Annotated in this window: 27 protein-coding genes; 18 read left to right on the plus strand and 9 right to left on the minus strand. The window is 36.2% G+C overall.

Annotation, left to right across the window (positions count from 1 at the left end):
• Positions 1-2 precede the first annotated feature (2 nt).
• Positions 3-173, minus strand: coding sequence for an aspartyl-phosphate phosphatase Spo0E family protein (locus tag CZ490_RS05305; RefSeq protein WP_077617919.1), 171 nt, complete (start codon positions 171-173; stop codon positions 3-5).
• Positions 174-381: 208 nt separating this feature from the next.
• On the opposite strand from CZ490_RS05305, the gene CZ490_RS05310 reads away from it, so the two are divergent.
• From CZ490_RS05310 to CZ490_RS05320, 3 genes are all read left to right on the plus strand, one after another.
• Positions 382-1,089, plus strand: a complete 708-nt coding sequence (locus CZ490_RS05310) for a cytochrome c biogenesis CcdA family protein (RefSeq protein WP_077617920.1) — start codon at positions 382-384, stop codon at positions 1,087-1,089.
• Positions 1,090-1,131: 42 nt separating this feature from the next.
• Entirely contained in the window at positions 1,132-1,491 is a 360-nt protein-coding gene (locus CZ490_RS05315) for a response regulator (RefSeq protein WP_077617921.1), read from the plus strand.
• Between the two features lie 74 nt (positions 1,492-1,565).
• Positions 1,566-2,030 (plus strand): CcdC family protein, encoded by a 465-nt coding sequence (locus CZ490_RS05320; protein ID WP_077617922.1) that lies wholly within the window; start codon positions 1,566-1,568, stop codon positions 2,028-2,030.
• A 34-nt stretch (positions 2,031-2,064) separates the two neighbouring features.
• Here the strand turns inward: CZ490_RS05320 and CZ490_RS05325 are convergent, their stop codons facing one another.
• Positions 2,065-2,490, minus strand: a complete 426-nt coding sequence (locus CZ490_RS05325; RefSeq protein WP_077617923.1) for a DUF2621 domain-containing protein — start codon at positions 2,488-2,490, stop codon at positions 2,065-2,067.
• A 203-nt stretch (positions 2,491-2,693) separates the two neighbouring features.
• Here CZ490_RS05325 and CZ490_RS05330 point away from each other — a divergent pair, with 203 nt between their 5' ends.
• Positions 2,694-3,887: a SpoIID/LytB domain-containing protein gene (locus tag CZ490_RS05330; protein ID WP_234987171.1), complete on the plus strand. Its 1,194-nt coding sequence runs from the start codon at positions 2,694-2,696 to the stop codon at positions 3,885-3,887.
• 18 nt (positions 3,888-3,905) lie between these two features.
• Here the strand turns inward: CZ490_RS05330 and CZ490_RS05335 are convergent, their stop codons facing one another.
• Entirely contained in the window at positions 3,906-4,301 is a 396-nt protein-coding gene (locus CZ490_RS05335) for an Hsp20/alpha crystallin family protein (protein WP_159439911.1), read from the minus strand.
• 151 nt (positions 4,302-4,452) lie between these two features.
• Between CZ490_RS05335 and selA the strand changes: the two genes are divergently transcribed.
• The gene (gene selA / locus CZ490_RS05340; RefSeq protein WP_077617926.1) at positions 4,453-5,853 is read left to right on the plus strand and encodes an L-seryl-tRNA(Sec) selenium transferase; all 1,401 of its coding nucleotides are present in this window, start codon (positions 4,453-4,455) and stop codon (positions 5,851-5,853) included.
• Between the two features lie 43 nt (positions 5,854-5,896).
• Here selA and CZ490_RS05345 read toward each other — a convergent pair whose 3' ends face one another.
• Positions 5,897-6,040, minus strand: coding sequence for a small acid-soluble spore protein P (locus CZ490_RS05345; RefSeq protein WP_077617927.1), 144 nt, complete (start codon positions 6,038-6,040; stop codon positions 5,897-5,899).
• Between the two features lie 125 nt (positions 6,041-6,165).
• Here CZ490_RS05345 and CZ490_RS05350 point away from each other — a divergent pair, with 125 nt between their 5' ends.
• Positions 6,166-6,420 (plus strand): hypothetical protein, encoded by a 255-nt coding sequence (locus tag CZ490_RS05350; RefSeq protein WP_077617928.1) that lies wholly within the window; start codon positions 6,166-6,168, stop codon positions 6,418-6,420.
• Positions 6,421-6,539: 119 nt separating this feature from the next.
• Here the strand turns inward: CZ490_RS05350 and sspO are convergent, their stop codons facing one another.
• Complete coding sequence (gene sspO / locus CZ490_RS05355) at positions 6,540-6,689, minus strand: small acid-soluble spore protein O (protein WP_077617929.1); 150 nt, start codon at positions 6,687-6,689, stop codon at positions 6,540-6,542.
• A 205-nt stretch (positions 6,690-6,894) separates the two neighbouring features.
• Between sspO and acnA the strand changes: the two genes are divergently transcribed.
• The 6 genes from acnA to CZ490_RS05385 all read left to right on the plus strand — a co-directional run bounded on the left by acnA (position 6,895) and on the right by CZ490_RS05385 (position 11,762).
• On the plus strand, positions 6,895-9,603 hold the full coding sequence (acnA, locus tag CZ490_RS05360; RefSeq protein ID WP_077617930.1) for an aconitate hydratase AcnA: 2,709 nt from the start codon (positions 6,895-6,897) through the stop codon (positions 9,601-9,603).
• Positions 9,604-9,737: 134 nt separating this feature from the next.
• Positions 9,738-10,262, plus strand: a complete 525-nt coding sequence (locus CZ490_RS05365; RefSeq protein WP_077617931.1) for a TlpA family protein disulfide reductase — start codon at positions 9,738-9,740, stop codon at positions 10,260-10,262.
• A gap of 156 nt (positions 10,263-10,418) precedes the next feature.
• Positions 10,419-10,550: an FbpB family small basic protein gene (locus tag CZ490_RS05370; protein ID WP_077617932.1), complete on the plus strand. Its 132-nt coding sequence runs from the start codon at positions 10,419-10,421 to the stop codon at positions 10,548-10,550.
• A gap of 106 nt (positions 10,551-10,656) precedes the next feature.
• Positions 10,657-10,794 (plus strand): small acid-soluble spore protein N, encoded by a 138-nt coding sequence (sspN, locus tag CZ490_RS05375; RefSeq protein WP_077617933.1) that lies wholly within the window; start codon positions 10,657-10,659, stop codon positions 10,792-10,794.
• 168 nt (positions 10,795-10,962) lie between these two features.
• On the plus strand, positions 10,963-11,196 hold the full coding sequence (gene tlp, locus CZ490_RS05380; protein ID WP_077617934.1) for a small acid-soluble spore protein Tlp: 234 nt from the start codon (positions 10,963-10,965) through the stop codon (positions 11,194-11,196).
• 140 nt (positions 11,197-11,336) lie between these two features.
• On the plus strand, positions 11,337-11,762 hold the full coding sequence (locus CZ490_RS05385; RefSeq protein ID WP_077617935.1) for an acyl-CoA thioesterase: 426 nt from the start codon (positions 11,337-11,339) through the stop codon (positions 11,760-11,762).
• 41 nt (positions 11,763-11,803) lie between these two features.
• On the opposite strand, the gene CZ490_RS05390 is transcribed toward CZ490_RS05385, so the two are convergent.
• Positions 11,804-12,991, minus strand: coding sequence for a CapA family protein (locus CZ490_RS05390; protein WP_077617936.1), 1,188 nt, complete (start codon positions 12,989-12,991; stop codon positions 11,804-11,806).
• A gap of 199 nt (positions 12,992-13,190) precedes the next feature.
• Between CZ490_RS05390 and CZ490_RS05395 the strand changes: the two genes are divergently transcribed.
• Positions 13,191-14,975: a S9 family peptidase gene (locus CZ490_RS05395; RefSeq protein ID WP_077617937.1), complete on the plus strand. Its 1,785-nt coding sequence runs from the start codon at positions 13,191-13,193 to the stop codon at positions 14,973-14,975.
• 61 nt (positions 14,976-15,036) lie between these two features.
• Here the strand turns inward: CZ490_RS05395 and plsY are convergent, their stop codons facing one another.
• Positions 15,037-15,645, minus strand: a complete 609-nt coding sequence (gene plsY, locus CZ490_RS05400) for a glycerol-3-phosphate 1-O-acyltransferase PlsY (protein ID WP_077617938.1) — start codon at positions 15,643-15,645, stop codon at positions 15,037-15,039.
• Positions 15,646-15,916: 271 nt separating this feature from the next.
• Here plsY and CZ490_RS05405 point away from each other — a divergent pair, with 271 nt between their 5' ends.
• From CZ490_RS05405 to ytvI, 4 genes are all read left to right on the plus strand, one after another.
• The gene (locus CZ490_RS05405) at positions 15,917-16,330 is read left to right on the plus strand and encodes a CoA-binding protein (RefSeq protein ID WP_077617939.1); all 414 of its coding nucleotides are present in this window, start codon (positions 15,917-15,919) and stop codon (positions 16,328-16,330) included.
• Between the two features lie 207 nt (positions 16,331-16,537).
• On the plus strand, positions 16,538-18,520 hold the full coding sequence (parE, locus tag CZ490_RS05410) for a DNA topoisomerase IV subunit B (protein ID WP_200801547.1): 1,983 nt from the start codon (positions 16,538-16,540) through the stop codon (positions 18,518-18,520).
• Positions 18,521-18,526: 6 nt separating this feature from the next.
• Positions 18,527-20,971, plus strand: coding sequence for a DNA topoisomerase IV subunit A (gene parC / locus CZ490_RS05415; protein ID WP_077617941.1), 2,445 nt, complete (start codon positions 18,527-18,529; stop codon positions 20,969-20,971).
• A 168-nt stretch (positions 20,972-21,139) separates the two neighbouring features.
• Entirely contained in the window at positions 21,140-22,195 is a 1,056-nt protein-coding gene (gene ytvI / locus CZ490_RS05420; protein ID WP_077617942.1) for a sporulation integral membrane protein YtvI, read from the plus strand.
• A gap of 30 nt (positions 22,196-22,225) precedes the next feature.
• Here the strand turns inward: ytvI and CZ490_RS05425 are convergent, their stop codons facing one another.
• Positions 22,226-23,407 (minus strand): alanyl-tRNA editing protein, encoded by a 1,182-nt coding sequence (locus CZ490_RS05425; RefSeq protein ID WP_077617943.1) that lies wholly within the window; start codon positions 23,405-23,407, stop codon positions 22,226-22,228.
• Between the two features lie 136 nt (positions 23,408-23,543).
• Here CZ490_RS05425 and CZ490_RS05430 point away from each other — a divergent pair, with 136 nt between their 5' ends.
• The gene (locus CZ490_RS05430) at positions 23,544-23,801 is read left to right on the plus strand and encodes a hypothetical protein (RefSeq protein WP_077617944.1); all 258 of its coding nucleotides are present in this window, start codon (positions 23,544-23,546) and stop codon (positions 23,799-23,801) included.
• A gap of 91 nt (positions 23,802-23,892) precedes the next feature.
• Here CZ490_RS05430 and CZ490_RS05435 read toward each other — a convergent pair whose 3' ends face one another.
• Complete coding sequence (locus CZ490_RS05435) at positions 23,893-24,231, minus strand: hypothetical protein (protein WP_077617945.1); 339 nt, start codon at positions 24,229-24,231, stop codon at positions 23,893-23,895.
• Positions 24,232-24,413 lie beyond the last annotated feature (182 nt).

Below are 24,413 nucleotides of genomic sequence, written 5' to 3' on the forward strand. Positions count from 1 at the left end.
CATTAATTTGAGAGGCTTTTCTGATCATTTCCAGTATTATATTGATTTAATAGACCGTCTAGATCTTGGCTTACTTTAATAGTAGGTTCAGCTGTAAAGCCGTGTTTCAAAACAATTTCAACTAATTCGTTTCTTTTTTGTTCAATTTTAAGAAGAAGTTGTTCTTTTGACACAAGGAATAACCCTTTCTTCGCATAGTATCTCGAGCGGGACGAGTTACTCATAGTATAACATATAATGGTAATTGGTGATATATAAGTTATTTGGAAATATATTCAACTTACATACAGTGCTATGACACAAAACTTTCATATTAATAATTATGATTATGCATGTTTATTTGCTAGAATTATAATGATGAACTAATTAGGAGTTGTTATCATGGCAGATGTGAATGTGTTCCTTGCTTTTGGTGCTGGGTTTTTATCTTTTATTTCACCATGTTGTTTACCGCTATATCCAGCCTTTTTGTCGTATATAACAGGAGCATCGGTAAGTGAACTAAAATCAGAAAATGCAATGTTGCAAAGACGGAGTATCTTACATACAATTTTCTTTTTAATTGGATTTTCAGTTATTTTCGTTATGCTAGGGTTTGGAACATCTTTTGTTGGCCAAATCTTTAGTGAATACCAAGATTTAATTCGCCAAGTTGGAGCCATATTTATTATTTTCTTTGGTCTCGTCGTATTGGGAATTTTAAAACCAGGATTTTTAATGAAAGATCGAAAAATAGAATTTAAACATCGTCCAGCAGGTTACGTAGGTTCTACCTTTATTGGTATGGCTTTCGCTGCAGGATGGACACCGTGCATGGGACCTATTTTAATGTCTGTTATCGCGCTTGCAGGCTCGAATCCTGATTCCGCCATGCTGTATATGGTGATGTACTCATTAGGATTCTCTATCCCGTTCTTGGTACTTTCATTTTTTATTGGACGTTTGCAATGGATTCGAAAAAACAGTATAAAGATTGTCAAAATTGGTGGATATGCAATGATTATTATGGGTGTAGTACTGTATTTTGATTGGATGACAAAAATTATTGCATATGCAACTGCTATTTTTGGAGGATTTACAGGTTTTTAGTCGAATAGCTACCTGAGAATGATATTCAAGGGGGACCGGATAATGGCTAGAATTTTAGTAGTAGATGATGCGAAATTTATGAGACTTACTCTTACAAATATATTAGTTAAAGCTGACCATGAGGTTGTTTCAGAGGCAGAAAACGGATTGGAAGCTGTTGAAAAATATAAAGAATATAGACCTGACCTTGTTACAATGGACATCACGATGCCAGAAATGAATGGTATTGATGCAGTTAAACTTATAAAAGAATTCGATCCAAAGGCACGTATTATCATGTGTTCAGCTATGGGACAGCAAAAAATGGTTGTTGATGCAATCTCAGCGGGAGCGAAGGATTATATCGTTAAGCCTTTTGATGAAAGCAGGATTGTAGAAACAATTAATAGAGTTTTAAATTAGGAAAAACCCATTTAAGAGTTTCGTCTTAAATGGGTTTCATTTACGATTATATTTTCATACGTTAGTAAAAAGGAATGGTTGATTTGGTAATTGCATCTTCAATTGTCGCAATTATGATGGCGATTTTTGTAACGTTTTTAAGAGCAAAATCTTCACAAAAACCTGCTTCGGTAAAAAAAATCATATTACCACCTGTATTTATGAGTACAGGTGCACTTATGTTTATTCATCCAATGTTTCGCGTAACACCAATTGAAATCTTTGAAGCTGTTGTGGTAGGGATGCTATTTTCTATCCTTTTAATAAAGACCTCATCATTTGAAATTAAAGAGAATGACATCTACCTTAAACGTTCTAAGGCGTTTATATATATACTAGTAGGTTTATTGGTGATTCGAATCTTATTAAAATCAGTATTAAGTACAACCATAGATTTTGGAGCTTTGAGCGGGATGTTCTGGATTCTTGCTTTTGCAATGATTGTTCCATGGAGGATTGCCATGTACGTTAAATACAAAAAACTTGCGGCTCGACTATAGAAAAACTCGGCATATTTTGCCGAGTTTGTTTTTTTTAGAACAGTTCCTTATAAGGAGAAACGTCTATTTGTTTTTCGTTTAATGTCTTTAATAAGAATTTATGGTCCCGTTTCGGTGTAGCTATAATGTAACCTCTAATCACTAAATCCTGCGTTATTTGTTTTGCTTTTTCCGATAGGGCCAGTTCACCGATTTTTCCCGCTATTTTTTGTCTCGCCACATCGCGAAACAGTTCAGGCACAGGCTTTACCAACTCTTCTAATAATACCTTCTGATCGTTTGGCCACAAATGACGAGTTTGCTCTATGTAATAATCTTGCCAATCTAAATCTGACTTACCATCTTCCTTTGGAAGTTTCTTCAAAAACTTTCTGAACATAAAAAAACCGCCAATGGCAAGTAATGTGATAAAAAGGAAAACCCATATAAGAATAAACCATAGAAACCATCCAGATAACATGAATTTGTTCACCTCAATGGTTCATTATACCCTATTAGACAAGTGTTTTGAATAACGAAACCAGCATTTATAAAAAAATCCAAAAAATATTCAATTTCATATTATCTGTAGTGAATGGGAATTATAGGGATATGAAAAAAATACTGTTTCTCACATGTATATGTATATTTACATTTAGTCTTTCCAAGGGAGAGGCGGAAGAAATGGTTCATGTTCGACTTGAAAACTTTGTCGGAGATACCAAAGAAGTCCAAGTACAACTTAAGGGTGATTATGTAACCCTAGATCCCACATTAACACTAAAAGAAGGAGTGAACTACCGGTTATATGTTAAAAAAGGGAGACTTCATATAAAAGGAGGAGAATTGAACCAGCAGGTTGATTCCTCGTTTTTACTAATCCCGCAAACGTATAATGAACAACATCGTGTTTTTATAGATGAGCGACCATATCTAGGTGCGATGGAATTTTTGGTTGAAAATAAACGTTTTGTTCGCCCTGTCAATCAACTTCCTTTGGAAGATTATTTAAAAGGAGTTGTTCCTCTTGAAGTGTTCCCTTCATGGAATATTGAGGCTTTAAAGGCACAAGCCCTTGCTGCAAGAACTTATGCAGTGTCACATCTAAATGAAGAGATGGATGATACAACCTTTTACCAAGTATATGGGGGATACGCTTGGAATGCAAGAACGACAGAGGCTGTAGAAGCTACAAAGGGGCAGGTCATTACATATAATGACAGGTTAATTGATGCTTTCTATTCAGCTAGCAACGGGGGAATGACAGAGAATAATACAAATGTCTGGGGTGGGGATAGTCGGTCATTTTATCCAATTAAAGAAGATCCCTTTGATCCAATACATCCTTGGGAGTTTACATTATCGAAAACTCAAATAAATCTTGAAGAAATTAATTGGGAGTCTTCTGACCCTTGGGAAGAACTTCAAGAAGTAGATAAAGAAATAACTGCAGTAATGAAAAAATCAATAAATCGACAAGGATATCCTGGAGATATTGTCATTCTTTCGATTCCAAATTTAGAGATAAGTCCTAAGAAGTATAAATCAAATCGATCCACCACAGGGACAATCGAGGTTGAATTCTTACAAAAACTCATTGACGGGACTGTCTTGCTTGGGAATCTTACGTTGGAGAATGTAAATGTAAATCGGATACGTCCGATGATTGGTGGAAGTATTTTTAAGAGTTACTATATTGACTCGTTTGAGGCAACAGAGACGAAATATGTGATTAGAGGAAAAGGATATGGCCATGGAGTAGGGATGAGCCAGTGGGGAGCTAGTATCATGGGTGACCAAGGTAAAAAATATAATGAGATTATTCAGTTTTATTTTCCTGGAACAACAATCACAAATTACGAAAATGTTCTAAATTAGAAAGGGTCCTGTAGCTATTTACAGGACTTTTATTTTTATGTTATTTTTCTTTTTTTTACGTTTGCCATTTTTTTTGATATATATTTCAAGGATTTCATTTCGAAAAAGTGCTTCAATTTTCTTTTTTTCTAATTCGAAAGGAAGGGTTACAACTCTTTCAGTCAATACTGTATCATTAGGAGGTTTTACGCAATCTGTAAGCTTGATACGAAATGTATCGTTCTCGACATTTAATTGGATTTGCTCAGGTTGATATCCAGATAATTCAGCCTCGATAATATACTCATTCTGTGTTTCAAATAAATCAATCCTAAATTGATAATCGTCTAATAGATAGGGGTCATCAAGGAATTGTTTCATCCAATCCTCTAACCCGTGAAAGGAAAAAGGATTGGATTTATCGAAATTATTCATAATTTGAACCTCCATGGAATTCTATATTCAGGTTATTCAGTAAGAGGGTTGTTCGTGATAATGAAATACAAAAATTTGTACAATCCGTTTGTAAAGTATGATACATTCATGTAAAAATAGAGATACTATGGGCTTAGTGGAGGAATTTGGTATGAATACTTTGTTTCAACTGCTTCCGGCCATCCACGATTTGCAAGCTTCTCCAACTTTCTCTCAGCTGTCGAAACGTCATCAAGTGAGTAGAGAAATGTTGACAAATGTTTTGCGAGATGTTGTAACAGACATACGAAATGATATCGTACAAGGCGAGTGTGGTGGAAGTATCTCTTCAAAAGAAGAAATGATGGCATTTATCTTTCAAAGGGGAGAAAGTGAGTTATTACATAAAACGAAATACTACTTAACCAAAACAATCAATGCAACTGGTACGGTTCTACATACTAATTTGGGACGTGCTAGACTAAGTGATAAAGCAATTCAGCATGTTGTCGAGATTGCGGAGGGTTATTCTAATCTAGAGTATGACATAAACGAGGGAACGCGGGGATCACGCCACTCCGTTGTGGAATCGTTATTGGTAGAATTAACCGGTGCCGAAAGTGCAATTGTTGTAAACAATAATGCAGCTGCAGTTTATTTAACATTACGTGCGTTAGCCAAAAATAAAGAGGTGGTCGTTTCTCGTGGCCAATTAGTGGAAATCGGGGGCTCATTTCGAATATCAGCTATTATGGAGGAAAGCGATGCTATTCTAGTTGAGGTGGGCACAACCAATAAAACACACTTAGCTGACTATGAGGATGCCATCACAGAGCAAACTTCGGTGATTCTTAAGGTACACAGTAGTAATTTCAAGACGATTGGCTTCACAAAAACTGTTGGAATTTCGGAGTTGGTTACACTTAAGGAGAAAAAAGATAACCTTGTTATATATGAGGACTTAGGGAGCGGGGTTTTATATGATTTTACGCAACACGGAATTGGTGAAGAACCCGTTATTAAAGATATTCTAGCGGAAGGGGTTGACCTTGTTTCATTTAGTGGAGATAAACTCCTTGGTGGACCTCAGGCTGGTATAATTGTTGGTAAGAAAGGACTAATTGATGTATTAAAAAAACATCAACTTGCCAGGGTGTTACGGGTCGATAAATTGACATATGCTGCACTCGAAGCAACTTTAGTTTCCTATCTAAAAGGCAATCATAACGAGATTCCGACGATCCGTGATATTATCGCATCCAAAGAGGAAATCAGAGAAAAATGTCAATTTTTTATTGATTGCTTATTAGGTCAAACAAAAGTCTATGAGTTGAAGATAAATGAAGATGGATCCCCAATTGGTGGCGGAACAATGCCTGGTGTTGAAGTGCCAACCTATGTCGTAAGATTATCACACCCAGACAGATCTTCAACGGAGTTAGCAAACCTGCTACGTCAGAATCAAACACCAGTTATTACACGAATAAAGAATAATGAAGTAGTTCTTGATTTTCGTACCGTTGAAAAAGAAGAAATCAATGAGATTGTAAATGCCTTATCTATTCTTGCATAAAAAGCCGCAGACGATTTTGCGGCTTTTATTTTCCCTTTGTTACTTACATATCGTGGCCTTGGTTGTTTTTTTGTCTAGTGTGGTTTCGATTTTTTACTTTTTTAGAGCCACTCATTGGTTGAGGTTGACTTCCTGTACTTTGTCCGCCATTTGCTCTAATATCCTTGAACGTGTTTTTTTCTCCCATGATTTATCCCCCCTTCTTTGATTAGGATAATTGTTTTACCACTTTTTTATGCGGTGGAAACGGAATGATTTTCTGGAAAAAAGGTAAGCTATTATTGCACGAATTACCATAAGGGAGTTGAAAATATGCCTTATCATAAGGATAAACAGCAGGCTTTCCAAGCAGCACAGCAAGGTACTGAACAAGCTAGAGATGTATATGAGAATATCGTCAGCAATGACCCAGATTATGGTGCTCACTTAAAGAGGTTAAAAAATGAAGTCAATGAAGCATATCAGCAAATCGAAAATGCATTAGAGGTGGCTTCAGAGCATCAGAAATCCCAACTTCAGCAATTTCAACAAGATTTACAATCCATCATGAATGAAGTAAATGAATAAAAAAACAAGCCCGCTTTTTGCGGGCCATTTATAATTTATCATATTTTGTTCAACCCAAGACGCTTTCTGTACAGTAAGAAATTGTCTCGTTTATGTTTGGCTTCTTATGTTATCCAATTTTACTGATTCTTTTTCCGCTTTTTATTATTTTGTCGTTGTTCTGCCGTTAATGGTTCATTTGCAAACTCTTCGTTATATCCTGCTCCAATTCCTTGGGCACTCGCATCATTCATACCAGGTCGAACATGATTTGCTTTACGTTTCGACATTCTCTTCACCTCCGACCTTATTTTGTTCTTTTTTCAACAAATTATCCTTGATGTCAATAAGTAAAACTTATTGAGCTTAATAACTTACTTGTTATTTACTTATGTCTATAGTTATATTAATATATGTATTGGGAGTTTTAAAATCTCTTAAATTTCGACAATTTGGATAAATTGCGATACTATTTAATTGAAGGGGGTTATACATATGGCAAAGCATGATGTATTTAATGCACGTTCTTCTTTCGAAGCAAACGGCAAAAAGTATAACTATTATAGCTTACAAGCATTAGAAGATGCGAAAATTGGTAACGTTTCAAAATTGCCATATTCCATTAAGGTTCTCTTAGAATCTGTATTACGTCAAGTTGATGGAAGAGTAATTACGAAAGAACACGTTGAAAACTTAGCAAAATGGGGAACAGATGGCTTACAAGAGGTTGATGTTCCATTCAAACCATCTCGAGTAATTCTACAAGACTTTACTGGAGTTCCTGCTGTAGTTGATTTAGCTTCACTTCGTAAGGCAATGGCTGATATGGGTGGAGATCCTCAAAAAATCAACCCTGAAATCCCAGTAGATCTTGTTATTGACCACTCCGTACAAGTAGACAGAGCAGGAACACTAGATGCGCTTCAATTTAATATGGATTTAGAATTCGAACGAAATGCAGAACGTTATAAGTTTTTGAGCTGGGCTCAAAAATCATTCGATAACTACCGTGCTGTACCACCAGCAACTGGTATTGTTCACCAAGTTAACCTTGAATATTTAGCAAATGTTGTTCATGCTGTTGAAGGAGAAAACGGTGAATTTGAAACATTCCCTGATACACTTGTTGGTACTGACTCTCATACTACAATGATTAACGGAATCGGTGTACTTGGATGGGGTGTTGGAGGAATTGAAGCTGAAGCAGGAATGCTCGGTCAACCTTCATATTTCCCTGTGCCTGAAGTTATCGGAGTGAAATTAGTAGGTACACTACCAAACGGTACAACAGCTACTGACTTAGCACTTAAAGTTACTCAAGTATTACGTCAAAAGGGCGTTGTTGGTAAATTTGTTGAATTCTTCGGTCCAGGAGTTTCACAACTTCCATTAGCTGACCGTGCAACTATTTCGAACATGGCTCCAGAATATGGTGCTACTTGTGGATTCTTCCCAGTAGATGGTGAAGCACTAGAATATCTACGTCTAACAGGACGTGATGAAGAGCAAATTAAAGTCGTAGAAGAATACTGTAAAGCTAACGGTTTATTCTATACAGCAGATGTTGAAGATCCAACTTTCACAGACGTTGTTGAAATCAATCTTTCTGAAATTGAAGCAAATCTTTCTGGTCCAAAGCGTCCACAAGATTTAATTCCACTTTCAAAAATGAAAGAAGCTTACCAAACAGCATTAACTGCAACTGGTAACCAAGGATATGGTTTAACTCCTGAAGAAATCAACAAGGAAATTACCGTGAAATTTGAAAATGGCGAAGAAGTACAAATGAAGACTGGTGATATTGCAATTGCTGCAATCACAAGTTGTACAAATACTTCAAACCCATACGTAATGTTAGGTGCGGGTCTTGTTGCGAAAAAGGCGGTTGAAAAAGGCCTAGAAGTTCCTAAATATGTTAAAACATCATTAGCACCTGGTTCTAAAGTTGTTACTGGCTATTTAGAAGATTCAGGATTACTATCTTACCTTGAAAAGCTTGGTTTTAGTACTGTTGGTTATGGATGTACAACATGTATCGGTAACTCAGGTCCGTTAGCTCCTGAAATTGAATCAGCTGTTGCTGAAAACGACCTAGTAATTACATCTGTACTTTCTGGTAATCGTAACTTTGAAGGACGTATCCACCCACTAGTAAAAGGTAACTACCTTGCATCACCACCACTTGTAGTGGCATATGCGTTAGCTGGAACTGTTGATATCGATCTTGAAAAAGAACCAATCGGTAAAGATAAAGACGGTAACGATGTATTCTTTAATGACATCTGGCCAACTGCAGAAGAAGTGAAAGCAGAGGTTAAAAAGACTGTTACACCTGAGCTATTCAGAAAAGAATACGAGCGTGTATTTGATGACAATGAGCGTTGGAACGCAATCGAAAGTACTGATGAGGCACTATACGTGTGGGATGAAGATTCAACATACATTCAAAACCCACCATTCTTTGAAGGCCTATCTGCTGAACCAGGTGAAGTTAAACCACTTAGTGGATTACGTGTAGTTGGTAAGTTCGGTGATTCCGTAACAACTGACCACATTTCACCAGCAGGTTCAATTGGTAAAGATACTCCTGCAGGTAAATACTTACAGGAAAAGGGCGTTTCGCCTCGTGACTTTAACTCTTATGGTTCACGTCGTGGTAACGACCGTGTTATGACAAGAGGAACGTTTGCGAACATTCGTATTCGTAACCAAATCGCTCCTGGAACAGAGGGTGGATGGACTACTCACTGGCCAACAGGCGAAGTTATGTCTATCTATGATGCATGTATGAAATACAAGCAAGATGGTACTGGCTTAGTGGTTATCGCTGGTAACGACTATGGTATGGGATCATCTCGTGACTGGGCTGCGAAAGGTACAAACCTTCTTGGTATTAAGACAGTTATTGCTGAAAGCTTCGAGCGTATTCACCGTAGTAACCTTGTATTAATGGGTGTACTACCTCTCCAATTCAAACAAGGTGAAAATGCTGAAACACTTGGCTTAACTGGAAAAGAAACTATTGAAGTTCAAATTGATGAAAATGTAAAACCACGTGATTATGTAAAAGTAACTGCTACTGACGAAGATGGAAACAAGAAAGAGTTTGACGTACTTGTTCGATTCGACAGTGAAGTTGAAATTGATTACTACCGTCACGGCGGTATCCTACAAATGGTACTTCGTGATAAAATGAAGGGTTAATCTCCTTATTAGCAAAGGCGGTTTTGTGAAGTTCACAAAACTGCCTTTTTATTTGGACTCGATATATGGTTAAATAAGTATAATGACAGTAAACAGGTCCTTTACAGTTGCTGAAATTTTTACGGAGGTTTCAAATGCTAAAAAAAATCATTATTCCACTTATTCTGTTAGGTCTAGTAGGATATGCTGTTTTTGAGTTTGTAGAAGATAAAAAAAGAGGGGTAACGGGTATCGAAATAGGAAATACAGCGCCCGATTTTGAACTACAATTATTAAACAACGAAAATGAAACAATCCGTTTATCCGACTTAAAAGGGAAAAAAGTGGTGGTAAACTTTTGGGCATCATGGTGCAAACCATGTCGAGAAGAAATGCCTGAAATTCAGTCGTTTTACGAAACAAAGAGTGATGATGTAGAGATATTAGCAGTTAATATGACTGCATCCGAAGTTAAAGCTGAAAATGCACATGAATTCGTTGAAGGAAAAGGCTATACATTCCCGCTATTAGTAGATCCTAAAAACCAGGCAAGCAGTGATTATAAGGTTTTAGGTTTACCCGAAACGTTCTTCATCAATTCAGACGGAACGATTAATCATTATATTAAGGGTCAAATGGACTTTGAAATGCTTGAAACCCAAGTGAATAAACTTAGATAACATGAAGAACCAAGTGAATTTGGTTCTTTTTTTGTTTTTTAACCCTTAAAGTCCAGTGAAAGAGTTTTTAAAATAAATTTTCGAAAATTTGTAATAATTTGTTCGTTTTTTGGAGATTATTACTAATACAATAGTGTATAGAGGAAGGTGAGAAAATTGAGAAAAGTTAGAAAGGTTACATTTGCTGAGTTGGTTAAAGAAAATAAATTAGAATTACTAAAAGACCAAGAAGCAATGGAACGCATTGAGGCGAGATTAGAGCAAAAAAGATTAGAAAAAGCTGAGTAAGTTTCCCATCAAATCTAATCGGGTGAATTGGATACAATCTCCACTCTTCTTTTTACATGAGAACGCTTCTTACAGGTGATAATGAAAAGGAGGAGGGGGAAATAATATGCCAAGAAATTACCATAACCAATTTAAAAATAACCAAACTGGAACTCAACCACGCGGATTTGGTGGAAATAAAGGAAAAAAAATGCAAGATAAATCTGGGCAGCACGCTCAGGTCATGCAAACAAAAGGTGAATAAACTAGCTTAATTCTCACATGATAAAAGGGCGTTTTTGACAACGTCCTTTTATTTATGTCAGAAATTAAATATCCTTTATTTACTTGTGAATCGTCAGAAATTCAGAAATAAAATGGGCTAACTTGAAGCAATATATAGATGTAACATTACTACATAGGAGGAATAAGGATGACACACAACAGATCAAAACCGGATGACCGCAGTGATAATGTAGAGAGACTCCAAGACATGGTCCAAAATACAATTGAAAACATTGAAGAGTCTCAAGAATCAATGCAGTTTTCGAATGAAGAGGAGCGACAAAAGATACAAGCTAAAAACCAACGTCGCGAGGAATCAATTCGAGCAATGCGTGAAGAGATTAAAGATGAAGCCTCTGACAGGGAAAACGGTTATCAATAAACTTCCAAAAGGTATGCCAAGGAACGCCGGTATACCTTTTTATTTTGTTCTAATTTAGATGCGTCTTATTGTTGGTGCTTTTCCAGTTATGATACTATATTTTTAACGCATTTTGTTTTAGGGAAAGGGAGAGGTTGAAATTGTTAATTTCCAAGAAAGAAATCGAAGTACGATATGCTGAAACGGATCAAATGGGTGTTGTCTATCATGCAAATTATCTAGTTTGGATGGAGCTAGGGAGAACACAGCTTATTAAGGACCTGGGCTTTAGCTATGCGGAGATGGAGAGCGATGGGATTATTTCCCCTGTTATTGATCTGCAAGTTTCCTATAAGAAACCGTTAAGGTATAGTGAAACAGCGTTGGTTAAGACTTGGATTGAACATTATGATGGTCTTCGAGTTATTTATGGATATGAAATTGAAAACCCCAATGGTGAGATATCCGTGAACGCGACTTCTTCACATGTATGTGTGAAAAAGGACTCCTTTCGGCCAATATCGATTAGAAAACTGTATCCTGAATGGCATCTTGCATATGAAAATGCAAAGAAACCTAAAGAATAAAAGAGACACGGTACATCCTACGATGTGCCGTGTCCTCTAGATTATTCTCTGTCTACGAGCCATTGATTCATGTGATGAATCATTTCTTCATACTTATTTGTAGCATTACTTAACCCGAATTGGCCAGCGTTTTGAAGCGGTACCACTTTAAAATTTCTGAAGCCACTGCTTGAAACAAATGTTGGTGTAAATTGTGGATTTTGAATACGAACAATAGTTTCATCGACTGCTTTGACTTCTTTCACAATTTCGATTTGCAAAACTCCACCAATATCTTTATAATCCCACATCTGCCCAGACAAGAAGTTCCCTAACGAATAGACTACAAAGGTTTGATTCCCATCCTTACCTGTTAACCAATCCATCGGCTGCAATACGTGAGGGTGGTGGCCAATAATGAGATCGACTCCTTCATCTGCTAACTCCTGGGCGAGCTGTTTTTGGTGGTCATTTGGATATAATTGATATTCATTTCCCCAATGCATACTAACTGTAACCACATCCGCTACTTGTTTTGCAGCTTTTATATCTTCCTTAATTAAGTCCATATCAATTAAATTTACTAAATAATCTTTCCCTTCCGGAACTGGGATACCGTTTGTACCATATGTGTAAGAAAGGAATGCGATGCTAATTCCATTTCGATTTAAAATCCGGATTTTATTTTTATCCTCAGGGCTTTGATAGCCTCCAGTGTATTCCATATCTATTTTGTTTAAGTAATTTGTAGCACTTATAATCGCTTTTTCACCACGGTCAAGTGTATGGTTGTTAGCAATTGAAACAATGTCAACGCCTGCATCTTTAAACGCGTCTGCAACCTCATATGGGCTATTAAAGGAAGGATATGTTGATAAACCGATTTCTGTGCCACCCACAATAGTTTCTTGGTTAGCGATTGTAAGATCAGGGCTTTCTAGTAAACCCTTTACATTTTCAATCATAGGTTTGAAATCATAACCGTCACCAGTTTTTGCGTCATCATACACAGTCGAATGGATTAAGATGTCTCCAATTGCTCCGAGTGTCATTGATGTTGTAAATGGTCTGAAAGCTTGTTCTGTCTTTTTAAATTCATGATTTTGAATAATTCTGGCTTCTGTAGATGTGTTCGCTTTCAAGTTATTTAATGTAAAATAAACACTAATCGGAACCAGTAAAAGGATTAATAAGCTAATAAAATATTTGGTGCTATTTCTTGATTTACTTTTCTTTCTGCTTCTTCTCATACGACATTACTCCCCAGGATAAATGTTCATTCTACATCTACTATAATACAAAACTTTGAAAAAAGGTTAGAAATTTATCGAATATTGTCATTTGTTTTAGGATATTTCAAAACTCGAAATATATAAGAAGGAATATATGGAAAAATAGTCGAATAAGTTCTTATGGGATTTTTAAATCTAAAAAAGTAGGAGGTTGAGTATGCAGTTTCAGAAACCTGATGTAGAACAATTTTTTAGAACCTTTGGAATACAAACTTTTACGATAAGTCCAGATGAAAAACAGCTAGTATTTAGTTCGAACCTTAGTGGTAAATATAATCTTTGGGCTATGGATTTACCAAACAAATTTCCGTACCCACTTACTTTTAATGATCAAAGCTGCCACGAGCTTACCTATGATAAAGATGGGCGATTTTTGATTGTGGGTTTTGATAAAGATGGAGATGAAAATACACAGCTATATGCTATACAACCACAGGGTGGAGAATTAAAACCAATTCGTAAAAATGATGGACACCGTCATATGATAGCTATTCTTTCTAAGGATGGAAAGAAGTTATATTATACGTCAAATAAGGACAATCCAATGTGTTTGAATTCGTATTGTTATAATTTGGACACAGAAGAAGAAACAATAATTAATGAAGGTAAACAGGCTGCAACATATTTAACTGCACTTAGCCCAGATGAGAGTGGTCAAATTTATTTAAAGCATTTTGCCAACACATATTCACTCGCTTTTTTACATAAGGACGGAAAGAAATATCGATTAACACCCGAAACAGAAAATCAACATACCGTGTCTGATTCCTTATTTGCTTCGGAGTCAACAATCTACTTGCTAACAGATTATGATGATGACTTTTCATATCTTGCCAAATATGATGTGAGTACGAACCAATTCTCTAAAGTTGTGTCACTTGAAAAAGAAGATTTCAAATCCATTAAATATCATAAAGAAACTCAAACCATTTATATTGTGAGTGAAAAAGGTGTTGAGGATTTTCTATATGCCTATCATATTGAAACAGGGGCGCTTGAAAAGCTAAAAACACCTACATCCGTTTTAGAGAAACTAATTGTGACAGAAAATAATAACCTATATGTGTTAGGTCGATCTTCGACCAGTCCATTTAATATCTACAAACGCTCGGCTAAAGAGGATTCATGGGAAGCATGTACAAATTTTGGTGTTCCTGGTGTGAGCGAAGAAGAGCTAGTGCACCCTGATGTCATCACCTATCCATCCTTTGATGGGTTAGAAATTGAGGCATTATTCTTTAAAGCGAAAGAAGATGTATCGAATGGTCATGTCATTTTATGGCCACACGGTGGACCACAAGCTGCAGAAAGAAAGTCATTTAGAGCGATGTTTCAATCTTTAGTAAACCGCGGATACAGCGTTTTTGCACCGAATTTCCGTGGTTCAACCGGATACGGTCTCGCGTTTACAAAAATGGTAGAAGGAGACTGGGGCAATGGACCGCGTCTTGATAATATTGAAGGCCTGGAATGGTTAATAAAAAATGGATATGCAGACCGTGAAAAAATCCTATTATTAGGTGGTAGTTATGGCGGTTATATGTCATTGTTGCTACATGGTAAGCATCCTGAGTATTTTAAAGCTGTAATTGATATCTTTGGCCCTAGTGATTTGTTCTCGTTTATTGAATCTGTTCCTGAGCACTGGAAGCCTGTTATGAATCAATGGGTTGGTGACCCTGTAAAAGACCGAGAGAAGCTTATTGAGTTCTCCCCGATTACCCATTTAGAGGGTATGATAAAACCAATGTTAGTTATACAGGGGGCAAATGATCCCCGTGTTGTGAAAGCTGAATCAGATAAAATCGTTAAAGCGTTGCAAGATAAAGGAAGAGAAGTGGAGTATCTAGTACTTGAAGATGAAGGACATGGGTTCTCGAAAAAGGAAAATGAAATCAAAGTAAATCGGAAAATCTTAGAATTCTTTGATCGCTTTATCTAAAAAAAAAAGACATGTAACCCGAATAGAGTTACATGTCTTTCTTAAAACCACTTAGGTAAATCTATAACCATTTAATTTTTGGTTCTGTTTTATTTTTTATTCGCACGATATTTGCACGGTGTCGATAAAACACAAATGCTGCTAGTAATGAAACGACTATTATAAGAGGATAATCCGTTTCAAAGAAGATACTATAAACGATGCTGAAAGTGACACAGTAAATAGCAACGAGCATGGAAGCAAGCGAGACCATTTTTGTTAACTTTAAGAAAATAAAGAAGCATATTAATGTCGTAATAAACAGAATCGGATTATACGCTAGAAGAACACCTCCGGAGGTTGCAACCGCTTTTCCTCCTTTAAATCCAGCGAAAATTGGATACATATGTCCAACCACTGCAACCATTCCAACTAATAGAGGATGCAAATCACCTGGATCACCTAAAAAGATCATGGCAAGTGCGGTTGCTAAGGTTCCTTTTAAGATATCTGCAATCGTTACGATTAAACCTGCCTTTTTTCCAAGTGTACGGAACGTATTAGTTCCACCTAAATTTCCGCTGCCATGCTCCCTGATATCAATACCGTAACCAATCTTCCCGACGATTAATCCAGAAGGTATCGAACCAAGAAGGTAAGCAAGGAGTATAATAACAATATTTAGTACCATACACATGACTCCTTTAATAAAATAATAATAAGTGCTTATTGCAAAAGATGTAACATTCTTATGTGATTATACCACGCTTGTACAAGTATTCTCATTAAACTAGAAATTTTTTCTCATAATGATTATTTTCTTCTGTTTTGGACGAAAAATTAAAGAAAGGTATGAAGAATTTGCAATACTGGCTTGAAAATCAAAATAAATGCAGGAATAACTAAGCTTTGGACCGAAATACTATGATAGAATTAATATATAATAAAGGGGACTCACTATAATGTCTTTAGAAATTCCAACTCGCGCTGAACTAGGTGAAATTTTGAAGAAAAGCAAAAGAATTGCTGTTGTTGGGTTATCTGATAATCCTGATAGAACCTCTTATATGGTGAGTAAGGCAATGCAGGATGCGGGGTATGAAATCATTCCTGTCAATCCAACAATAGACGAAACACTAGGTGAAAAGGCTGTTAAATCTCTAAAAGATATCAAAGGACATATTGATATTGTTAACGTTTTTCGCCGCTCAGAACATTTAATGGATGTTGCGAAGGATTTTGTTGAAATTGATGCTGACGTTTTTTGGTCTCAGATTGGCTGTGTTAGTGAGGAAGCATACGACTTTTTAAAAAGTCGCGATAATATAGTTGTCATGGATCGTTGTATAAAAGTTGAGCATGCGTTGACAAAATAAAAACCAAGAGACAAAAAATCCTTGTTTTTAGACAAGGATTTTCGCCTTTTCACGGAAAACGGTTTGCGAAATCTGGATAAAGTTATAAAATAAAACATAGGGCAGTAAATTACAAAACATTTGTTCTGTCAGTAAAGAAGGTATACTTATATAGAGAGAGGCTATTTGATAGCTATGTGCTTGGGTGTTGTCCCAAGTGTTTTGTATATGAAAGGGGTATGTTTTTTGGCTAAGCAACAATTTGATTACAATGATGATGCAATACAGGTACTAGAAGGCCTTGAAGCTGTTAGAAAAAGACCTGGTATGTATATTGGGAGTACGGATAGTAAGGGTCTTCACCACCTTGTTTATGAAATTGTAGACAATTCAGTGGATGAAGCACTTTCTGGCTATGGAAATCACATCATTGTAAAAATCCATAAAGATAATAGTATAAGCGTCCAGGATAAAGGACGTGGAATGCCAACAGGCATGCATAAAATGGGGAAGCCCACACCAGAAGTTATTTTCACAGTACTACACGCCGGCGGAAAATTTGGACAAGGTGGGTATAAAGCAAGTGGAGGTCTCCATGGTGTTGGGGCTTCTGTAGTGAATGCTTTATCCGAATGGTTGACGGTAACCATTAAGCGTGGTGGGTTTATCTACGAACAACGTTTCGAAAACGGTGGAATACCTGCTACTACTCTTGAAAACGTTGGGAAGACAAATCAAACAGGTACAACCATTCACTTTAAGCCAGACCCAACTATTTTTAGTACCACTACATTTAATTTTGAAACATTAAGTGAACGATTCAGAGAATCTGCCTTTTTACTAAAAGGATTAAAGATTGAAATAATAGATGAACGAAATGATTTTCATGATGTTTATCATTATGAAAACGGCCTTGAAGCATTTGTTCAATATTTGAATGAAGAAAAAGATGTTTTACATCCTGTCGTTTCATTTGAAGGAATTCAAAACCGAATAGAGGTCGATTTTGCGTTTCAATTTAATGACGGGTATTCAGAAAGTATCTTGTCTTTTGTTAATAACGTGAGAACAAAGGATGGAGGTACCCATGAAGTAGGTTCGAAAACAGCATTAACACGTGCTTTTAATGAATATGCTCGTAAAACAGGGCAGTTGAAAGAAAAAGATAAAAATCTGGATGGTTCCGATATTCGCGAAGGATTAACGGCTATTGTTTCTGTTCGTATTCCTGAAGAATTGCTGCAATTTGAGGGACAAACAAAAGGTAAGCTAGGAACCAGTGAAGCACGATCTGCTGTTGATTCTGTTGTTTCTGAAAACTTAGCTTATTTTCTAGAGGAAAACCCAGATGTGAGTACTCTTCTTGTAAAAAAGGCAATTAAAGCTGCTCAAGCAAGAGAGGCTGCTCGAAAAGCGAGAGAAGAAGCGAGAAGTGGGAAAAAACGAAAGAAATCTGAGACATTATTGAGTGGTAAGCTAACCCCTGCTCAATCACGTAATCCTGAAAAAAATGAACTTTACTTAGTTGAGGGTGATTCTGCTGGAGGTTCAGCTAAACAAGGTCGTGACCGACGTTTCCAAGCTGTTCTTCCGTTAAGAGGAAAGGTCATTAATACAGAAAAAGCAAAGCTAAATGATATCTTTAAAAATGAAGAGATCAATACCATTATCCATACAATCGGTGGTGGTGTCGGAGCTGATTTTGCTTTAGAGGATATTAACTACGATAAAGTTGTAATCATGACAGATGCTGATACGGATGGAGCGCATATACAGGTCTTGCTTTTAACCTTCTTTTACCGCTATATGAAGCCATTAATTGAAGCGGGTAAGGTCTATATTGCCCTTCCACCACTTTACAAAGTTAGTAAAGGAACAGGCAAAAAGGAAGTCATCGAGTATGCTTGGGATGATAATGAGTTAAAGGGTGCAATCAGCAAAATTGGAAAAGGGTATATCATTCAACGCTACAAAGGTTTAGGCGAAATGAACGCAGATCAGCTTTGGGATACTACGATGAACCCCGACACGAGAACATTAATTCGAGTTCGAATCGATGATGTAGCAAGAGCCGAACGAAGAGTAACTACGCTAATGGGTGATAAGGTGGAACCACGACGTAAGTGGATTGAATCCAATGTTGCCTTTGGGCTAGATGATGATTCGAATATCTTGGACAATGAAAATTTATCGGTCGTAGAAGGGGAGTAACAATAAATGTCATTAACTGAGAAATACCGTGATTTGCCTCTTGAGGAAGTAATTGGAGATCGTTTCGGTAGATATAGTAAATATATTATTCAAGATCGTGCATTACCAGATGCAAGGGATGGTTTAAAACCCGTTCAAAGACGTATTCTTTACGCCATGCATGTCGAGGGAAATACAGCTGACAAAGGGTTCCGTAAATCAGCTAAAACAGTAGGTAACGTAATCGGTAACTATCATCCACATGGAGATACTTCAGTATACGATGCAATGGTCCGTCTAAGCCAAGACTGGAAAGTTCGTAATGTATTAATTGAAATGCATGGTAATAACGGTAGTAACGATGGAGACCCACCTGCCGCTATGCGTTATACAGAGGCACGTCTATCAAAACTTGCTTCTGAACTCTTACGTGATATTGAAAAGAATACGGTTGAATTCATACCAAACTTTGATGATACAAGTAACGAGCCACTCGTTTTACCAGCTAGTTTTCCAAATTTGCTCGTTAATGGTTCAACTGGGATCTCTGCAGGATATGCAACCGATATTCCGCCTCATCACCTTGGTGAGGTTATTGACGGAGTAATTAAGCGAATCGACCAACCTTATTCAACTGTCGATGATCTTATGCAAGTGATTAAAGGTCCTGATTTTCCAACAGGTGGAATCATTCAAGGGATTGAAGGCATTAAGAAAGCGTACGAAACTGGAAAAGGTAAAATAATTGTACGAGGAAAAGCGGAGATTGAAAATCTACGTGGTGGAAGACAACAGATTGTTGTTACAGAAATTCCATACGAAGTGAATAAAGCCAACATGGTTAAAAAGATTGACGAGATTCGTTTAGATCGAAAAGTAGAAGGGATTAGTGAAGTTCGTGATGAAACGGACCGTACTGGCTTAAGAATCGTCATCGAACTTAAGAAAGATGCCGATGCTAATGGGGTCTTACATTTCCTCTATAAAAATACTGATCTTCAAATAACCTATAACTTTAATATGGTTGCCATTTTAGACAGAAGACCAGTTTTGATGACTCTACCGAAAATCTTAGATGCATATATTAATCATCAAAAAGAAGTAATCACGAATCGCTCTCAATTTGAATTGGAAAAGGCTCGTGACCGACAGCATGTTGTTGAAGGGCTCATTAAGGCATTATCAATCTTGGATGAAGTAATCGCTACGATTCGTGCATCCAATGATAAGAAAGACGCAAAGAACAATTTAATCACAAAATTTGGTTTTACAGAACCACAGGCTGAAGCGATTGTTTCTTTACAATTATATCGCTTAACCAATACAGACATCACAGCACTACAGCAGGAATTCGATGAATTAAATCAGAAAATAAATGAACTAGTAGAAATTCTTCAAAATGAAAGCAAGCTTCTACAGGTCATAAAAACAGATTTAAAGCGTGTGAAAAAGACATATGCAGATAGTCGACGTTCAAAAATAGAGGATGAGATAGAAGAAATTAAGATTAATCTAGAGGTTATTATTCCGTCCGAGGATGTAATTGTTACAGTAACACAGGATGGATATGTAAAACGAACAAGCCCTCGCTCCTATGCCGCTTCAAATGGACTTGATTTCGGTATGAAGGACACGGATCGATTATTGAGAAAGTTTGAGATTAACACAACTGACACGTTATTGCTCTTTACAAACAAAGGGAACTATTTATATATTCCTGTGCATGAGCTACCAGACATCAGATGGAAAGATCTTGGTCAACACGTTGCCAATATTATCAGCATCGATCGTGATGAATCCATCATTGAGGCATACCCGGTTACGAATTTTGAGTTACCAGAATATCTCCTATTTGTAACGAAAAACGGTATGGTGAAAAAGTCTGAGCTTTCTTTATATAAAGCTCAACGATATTCAAAACCACTCGTCGCGATAAATCTGAAAAATGATGACGAGGTAGTTAATGTTCACATTACAAATGGAAATATGGATGTCTTTTTAGTTACTCATCTAGGATATGGGCTTTGGTTTGGAGAAGAAGAGGTAAATGTAGTAGGTGCGAGAGCAGCAGGGGTTAAAGGTATTAACCTTAAGGAAGGCGATCACGTTGCTGCTGGTTTTGTTGTTCCACCGTCGGAACCAGCGGAGTTCAGTATTGTTACACAACGTGGTGCAGTCAAGAAAATGAAGATTACAGAATTCGAAAAAGCAACAAGAGCTAAACGGGGATTGGTCATGCTTCGTGAGCTTAAGAATCATCCACATCGCATTGCAGGAGTCCATTTTGTTTCAGAATTAGATGAACTGTTCATAAAAACACAGAATGGAAAAGTCGAATCAATTGAAACAAAGTCGTTACGTCCAAATGATCGATACAGTAATGGTTCATTTGTGGTTGATACTGATGAAGCGGGTGAAGTCATCGATTCCTGGATTATCACAAATGAAGAAGCCAATAATCAACCAAAATAAAATGAAAAACAGCTACTTGTTGGTAGCTGTTTTTTTGTAATAAAAGTAATAATTGTCAACGTAAATGTCTTTATTTTGAAAAATATTTATATTTTAAATATGCCTACTTTCCTGTACAATAATTATATATATAATTGGATTTAGAAGAGAGTAGGTAATATATAGAAAATGGTAAAAAAATATATTAATAAAAGAAATATTCTCCTAGTTATTGCTGCAGGTGTTTTATTGTATTTATTACCAATGTCCATTTCGTTAATCTTAGCTTTTCTGACTGCTCTTTTATTAGAGCCAGTAGTTAATTTGTTAATTACAAAATACCGGTTTAAACGAATCTATTCAGTGACGGTTACATTTGTTGTTTTCATGGTTTTTGTGTTATTTTTGGCATATTTACTCATCAACGTGATAATCAATCAATTGATTACAATCGTTAAAAATATACCTTTCTACATATCAAGTATTGATACTGATCAAATCATGGAGACCTTCCAAAAATTCGAGACGTACTTCGAGGGATTACCAAAGGAAGTTATGGATTCGATCATGAATACCCTTTATTCCTTTCAGGACTTATTAATTGTTGCTGCAAGAAATATAACAGAAGGGACTTTTAGTTTTGTCTCGAGTCTTCCGGAGTTATTATTAGAGCTTATTGTGTACCTAGTAGCAGCCTTTCTTTTTATGAACGATTTTCCTGCTATTAAAAATAAGTTTAAAGCGATGCTACAGGATAGTTCTATTGAGAAGATGAAAATAGTAACCACTCAATTGAAAAAAATATTTGTTGGGTTTATTAAAGCTCAAATTGTTTTAAGTGGTGTGACTTTTGTAATTACGTATGTTGGGCTTTGGATATTAGATGTAAACTACCTGATAATAATATCGTTGCTCATTGTTCTTGTAGATTTACTACCTATTTTAGGTACAGGTTCATTTATCGTTCCTTGGGCCATTTTCGTATTAATTAATGGCAATACAAAGCTTGGAATAGGGTTACTGATACTATTTATACTAATTACCGTGATTCGTAAAATCATTGAACCAAAAGTGTATTCACAGAACTTTGGAATCAGTGCGCTTGCTGCATTAATCAGTATGTATTTAGGATTTAAGATTATAGGAATCATAGGCCTTTTACTCGGACCGCTACTTGTTATTCTTTATGACTCACTAACAAAAGCTGGTGTTATCAATTTGGGCCTTAAATCGAATAAAATATAAGAAAAAGCTACCTAACAAGGTAGCTTTTTCTTATAACGATTCTCTTACTGTTGTTTCTAAAAAATCTCTAAATGCTTCCATGTCTTTTGAGTTACTGAATGCTGCTTGAGCAGTAGTATTATTGCCTCCACCTTTGCCATTATAACTCTTTAATTCCTGTTTGAATAATTGACCACATTGTACTGGAAACGATCCACTATGTGAGATTAGAAGCTTATTCTCATGTGTCGTAGTAAAAATGACACATTGATTTGTTGCTTCGTGGATTTGTTTAGCGATTCCTTGAAGTTCTTTCAATGATTTATCCTCAAAAGATTTGCTAATAATGGATCCTTCATGTGTTTGAATAAGTTCCTGAGCAAGAAACTGATTAAGTTTCTCTTTTAACTCCTCAATTTCTTTCTGATAGTGTTTATTTTCAATTTCTATCTTTGCAATTTTTTCAGCGAGACCCTCACGGTTTGTGCTGTGTTGAGTTGCTAGGGATGTTAATATCGTATGTGTTGTTTGGTAATCCTTTAGAGCACGACCACCGAAGATAAAGGATACGCGTGTATTTCCTTTGCTTTTTTCCGTTTTCAATAGCTTCATTATCCCTAATTCACCTGTTCTTGATACGTGTGTACCAGCACATGCCGATGTATCAATCCCATCTATTTCAACAATTCTAATTTCATTCCCCTCAACTTCAGGCATTTTTCGCAAGGGAAGGGTTCCTGCTTGTTCTTTAGTAACAAAATATGTGTTGATGTCTCGGTTAGCAAATATTTCCTTATTTACCTGATTTTCGATATGTTTAAGCTGTTCGTCACTGAATTCTGGAACACTTAAATCAATAGTTACGTTATCCTTGCCTAAATGGAAGCTTGATGTATGTGCATCGTATTCATCAATACATATTGCCGATAGTAAGTGTTGCCCTGTATGTTGTTGCATATGATCATATCTTAGTTCCCAATCAATTTGACATTCTACCGTTTCTTTTTCTAGGGGATGAGGGAGTTTATGGTACACTTCTCCGTCCTTTTGAAAAACATCTAAAACCCGAATGGTATCAATTAATCCAGAATCCGAGGGTTGCCCGCCGCCTTCAGGATAAAAGGCTGTTTCTTTAAGCGTAACGAAGTAGAAGTTATCTTTTTCTATCGTTTTTGTAACCGTAGTTGTCCAATTTGTCAGGTATGGATTTTCATAATACAGCTTTTTTGTCATGTAGGTCTCGATCCTTTCGATATCTGATATTAAAAAACATACTAGAAAAGAAAGAAAGTTTCAATAAATATTACAGTCAGTGTAATAAATAGGAGGGAGGAGGAGCAATTTAATATTATGTAAGGAGGAAATTTTGATGGAAGAAAATAGATTAATCGTGGGAGAAATTGAAGAGGATTCATTTGTTTTAACGCAATTCAAGCATTTGAGTACACAGTCAGTAATCAGTAAGGAAAGCTTGAAGGAGATATGCAACTACCTAAATAAAGAAATCGAAAGTGGAGAGCAGGAGCATTATATAACCTTAAATGATCAGTTACCAGTCAGAGTTAGTCATGAAGAGTTAGAGGAGCTCTTGGGTGAATTAACGATAATTCATGAGTTATTAAAATAGGTCAGGATAAAACAAAAAACAAAAATGAAAGTTACCATAATTACATTATGTAAACTAGAGTGTAAAAAAAGAGGGAGGGCACATAGTAGAATTATTGATATTTTTTAATAATAAATTCCATGCCAATTTCAATTAATGTATTGGCGTGCGTATCGAGCTTACGAGCACGATCTTTTAGCAATTCGTATTGTGCATGACTAAATGTTGTACCCATTTGCATTCGATCCTTAGGTTTCACAGGGACTTTAAATTCTTTTGGTTTTTTAAAAGTTTCTAATACATAATCAATACCGTCAGCAATTAATTGATTAAATGGAACTTGCTTGTCATTTGCAATTTGTTTTATTTGTTGCAGCAAAGCGCGGCTAACTGTTGTGTTTTTTGTAACACGATCCGCATTATGTTGTCTAATTTTACTTTCATAAGGCATTATATATCAACTCCTGAACTAATTTTGCCGATACAACGCGTTCTGAAACTGATTCGTATGTATTGTGAAGTATGATGTTCTTGTTTAATTACGTATTCATTATAGCATATGTACGTTATAATTTTGCCATTTTAACTAAGTTCTGAGAATAGATATTATGTCTACTAGAAAATAAATGTAGA

The organism is Litchfieldia sinesaloumensis, from assembly GCF_900156865.1.
In the GTDB taxonomy this organism is placed as follows: Bacteria; Bacillota; Bacilli; order Bacillales; family Bacillaceae_L; genus Ferdinandcohnia; species Ferdinandcohnia sinesaloumensis.

Coding starts and splice junctions, on each gene's coding strand:
- CZ490_RS05330 (WP_234987171.1), top strand. CDS start 2,694: ATGGTTCATGTTCGACTTGAAAACTTTGTCGGAGATACCAAAGAAGTC.
- CZ490_RS05345 (WP_077617927.1), bottom strand. CDS start 6,040: ATGGGAGAAAAAAACACGTTCAAGGATATTAGAGCAAATGGCGGACAA.
- tlp (WP_077617934.1), top strand. CDS start 10,963: ATGACACACAACAGATCAAAACCGGATGACCGCAGTGATAATGTAGAG.
- plsY (WP_077617938.1), bottom strand. CDS start 15,645: ATGGTACTAAATATTGTTATTATACTCCTTGCTTACCTTCTTGGTTCG.
- CZ490_RS05395 (WP_077617937.1), top strand. CDS start 13,191: ATGCAGTTTCAGAAACCTGATGTAGAACAATTTTTTAGAACCTTTGGA.
- CZ490_RS05390 (WP_077617936.1), bottom strand. CDS start 12,991: ATGAGAAGAAGCAGAAAGAAAAGTAAATCAAGAAATAGCACCAAATAT.
- parC (WP_077617941.1), top strand. CDS start 18,527: ATGTCATTAACTGAGAAATACCGTGATTTGCCTCTTGAGGAAGTAATT.
- CZ490_RS05320 (WP_077617922.1), top strand. CDS start 1,566: ATGGTTGATTTGGTAATTGCATCTTCAATTGTCGCAATTATGATGGCG.
- CZ490_RS05315 (WP_077617921.1), top strand. CDS start 1,132: ATGGCTAGAATTTTAGTAGTAGATGATGCGAAATTTATGAGACTTACT.
- acnA (WP_077617930.1), top strand. CDS start 6,895: ATGGCAAAGCATGATGTATTTAATGCACGTTCTTCTTTCGAAGCAAAC.
- parE (WP_200801547.1), top strand. CDS start 16,538: ATGAAAGGGGTATGTTTTTTGGCTAAGCAACAATTTGATTACAATGAT.
- CZ490_RS05310 (WP_077617920.1), top strand. CDS start 382: ATGGCAGATGTGAATGTGTTCCTTGCTTTTGGTGCTGGGTTTTTATCT.
- CZ490_RS05365 (WP_077617931.1), top strand. CDS start 9,738: ATGCTAAAAAAAATCATTATTCCACTTATTCTGTTAGGTCTAGTAGGA.
- CZ490_RS05425 (WP_077617943.1), bottom strand. CDS start 23,407: ATGACAAAAAAGCTGTATTATGAAAATCCATACCTGACAAATTGGACA.
- ytvI (WP_077617942.1), top strand. CDS start 21,140: ATGGTAAAAAAATATATTAATAAAAGAAATATTCTCCTAGTTATTGCT.
- selA (WP_077617926.1), top strand. CDS start 4,453: ATGAATACTTTGTTTCAACTGCTTCCGGCCATCCACGATTTGCAAGCT.
- CZ490_RS05335 (WP_159439911.1), bottom strand. CDS start 4,301: ATGAATAATTTCGATAAATCCAATCCTTTTTCCTTTCACGGGTTAGAG.
- CZ490_RS05435 (WP_077617945.1), bottom strand. CDS start 24,231: ATGCCTTATGAAAGTAAAATTAGACAACATAATGCGGATCGTGTTACA.
- sspN (WP_077617933.1), top strand. CDS start 10,657: ATGCCAAGAAATTACCATAACCAATTTAAAAATAACCAAACTGGAACT.
- CZ490_RS05325 (WP_077617923.1), bottom strand. CDS start 2,490: ATGTTATCTGGATGGTTTCTATGGTTTATTCTTATATGGGTTTTCCTT.
- CZ490_RS05350 (WP_077617928.1), top strand. CDS start 6,166: ATGCCTTATCATAAGGATAAACAGCAGGCTTTCCAAGCAGCACAGCAA.
- sspO (WP_077617929.1), bottom strand. CDS start 6,689: ATGTCGAAACGTAAAGCAAATCATGTTCGACCTGGTATGAATGATGCG.
- CZ490_RS05405 (WP_077617939.1), top strand. CDS start 15,917: ATGTCTTTAGAAATTCCAACTCGCGCTGAACTAGGTGAAATTTTGAAG.
- CZ490_RS05430 (WP_077617944.1), top strand. CDS start 23,544: ATGGAAGAAAATAGATTAATCGTGGGAGAAATTGAAGAGGATTCATTT.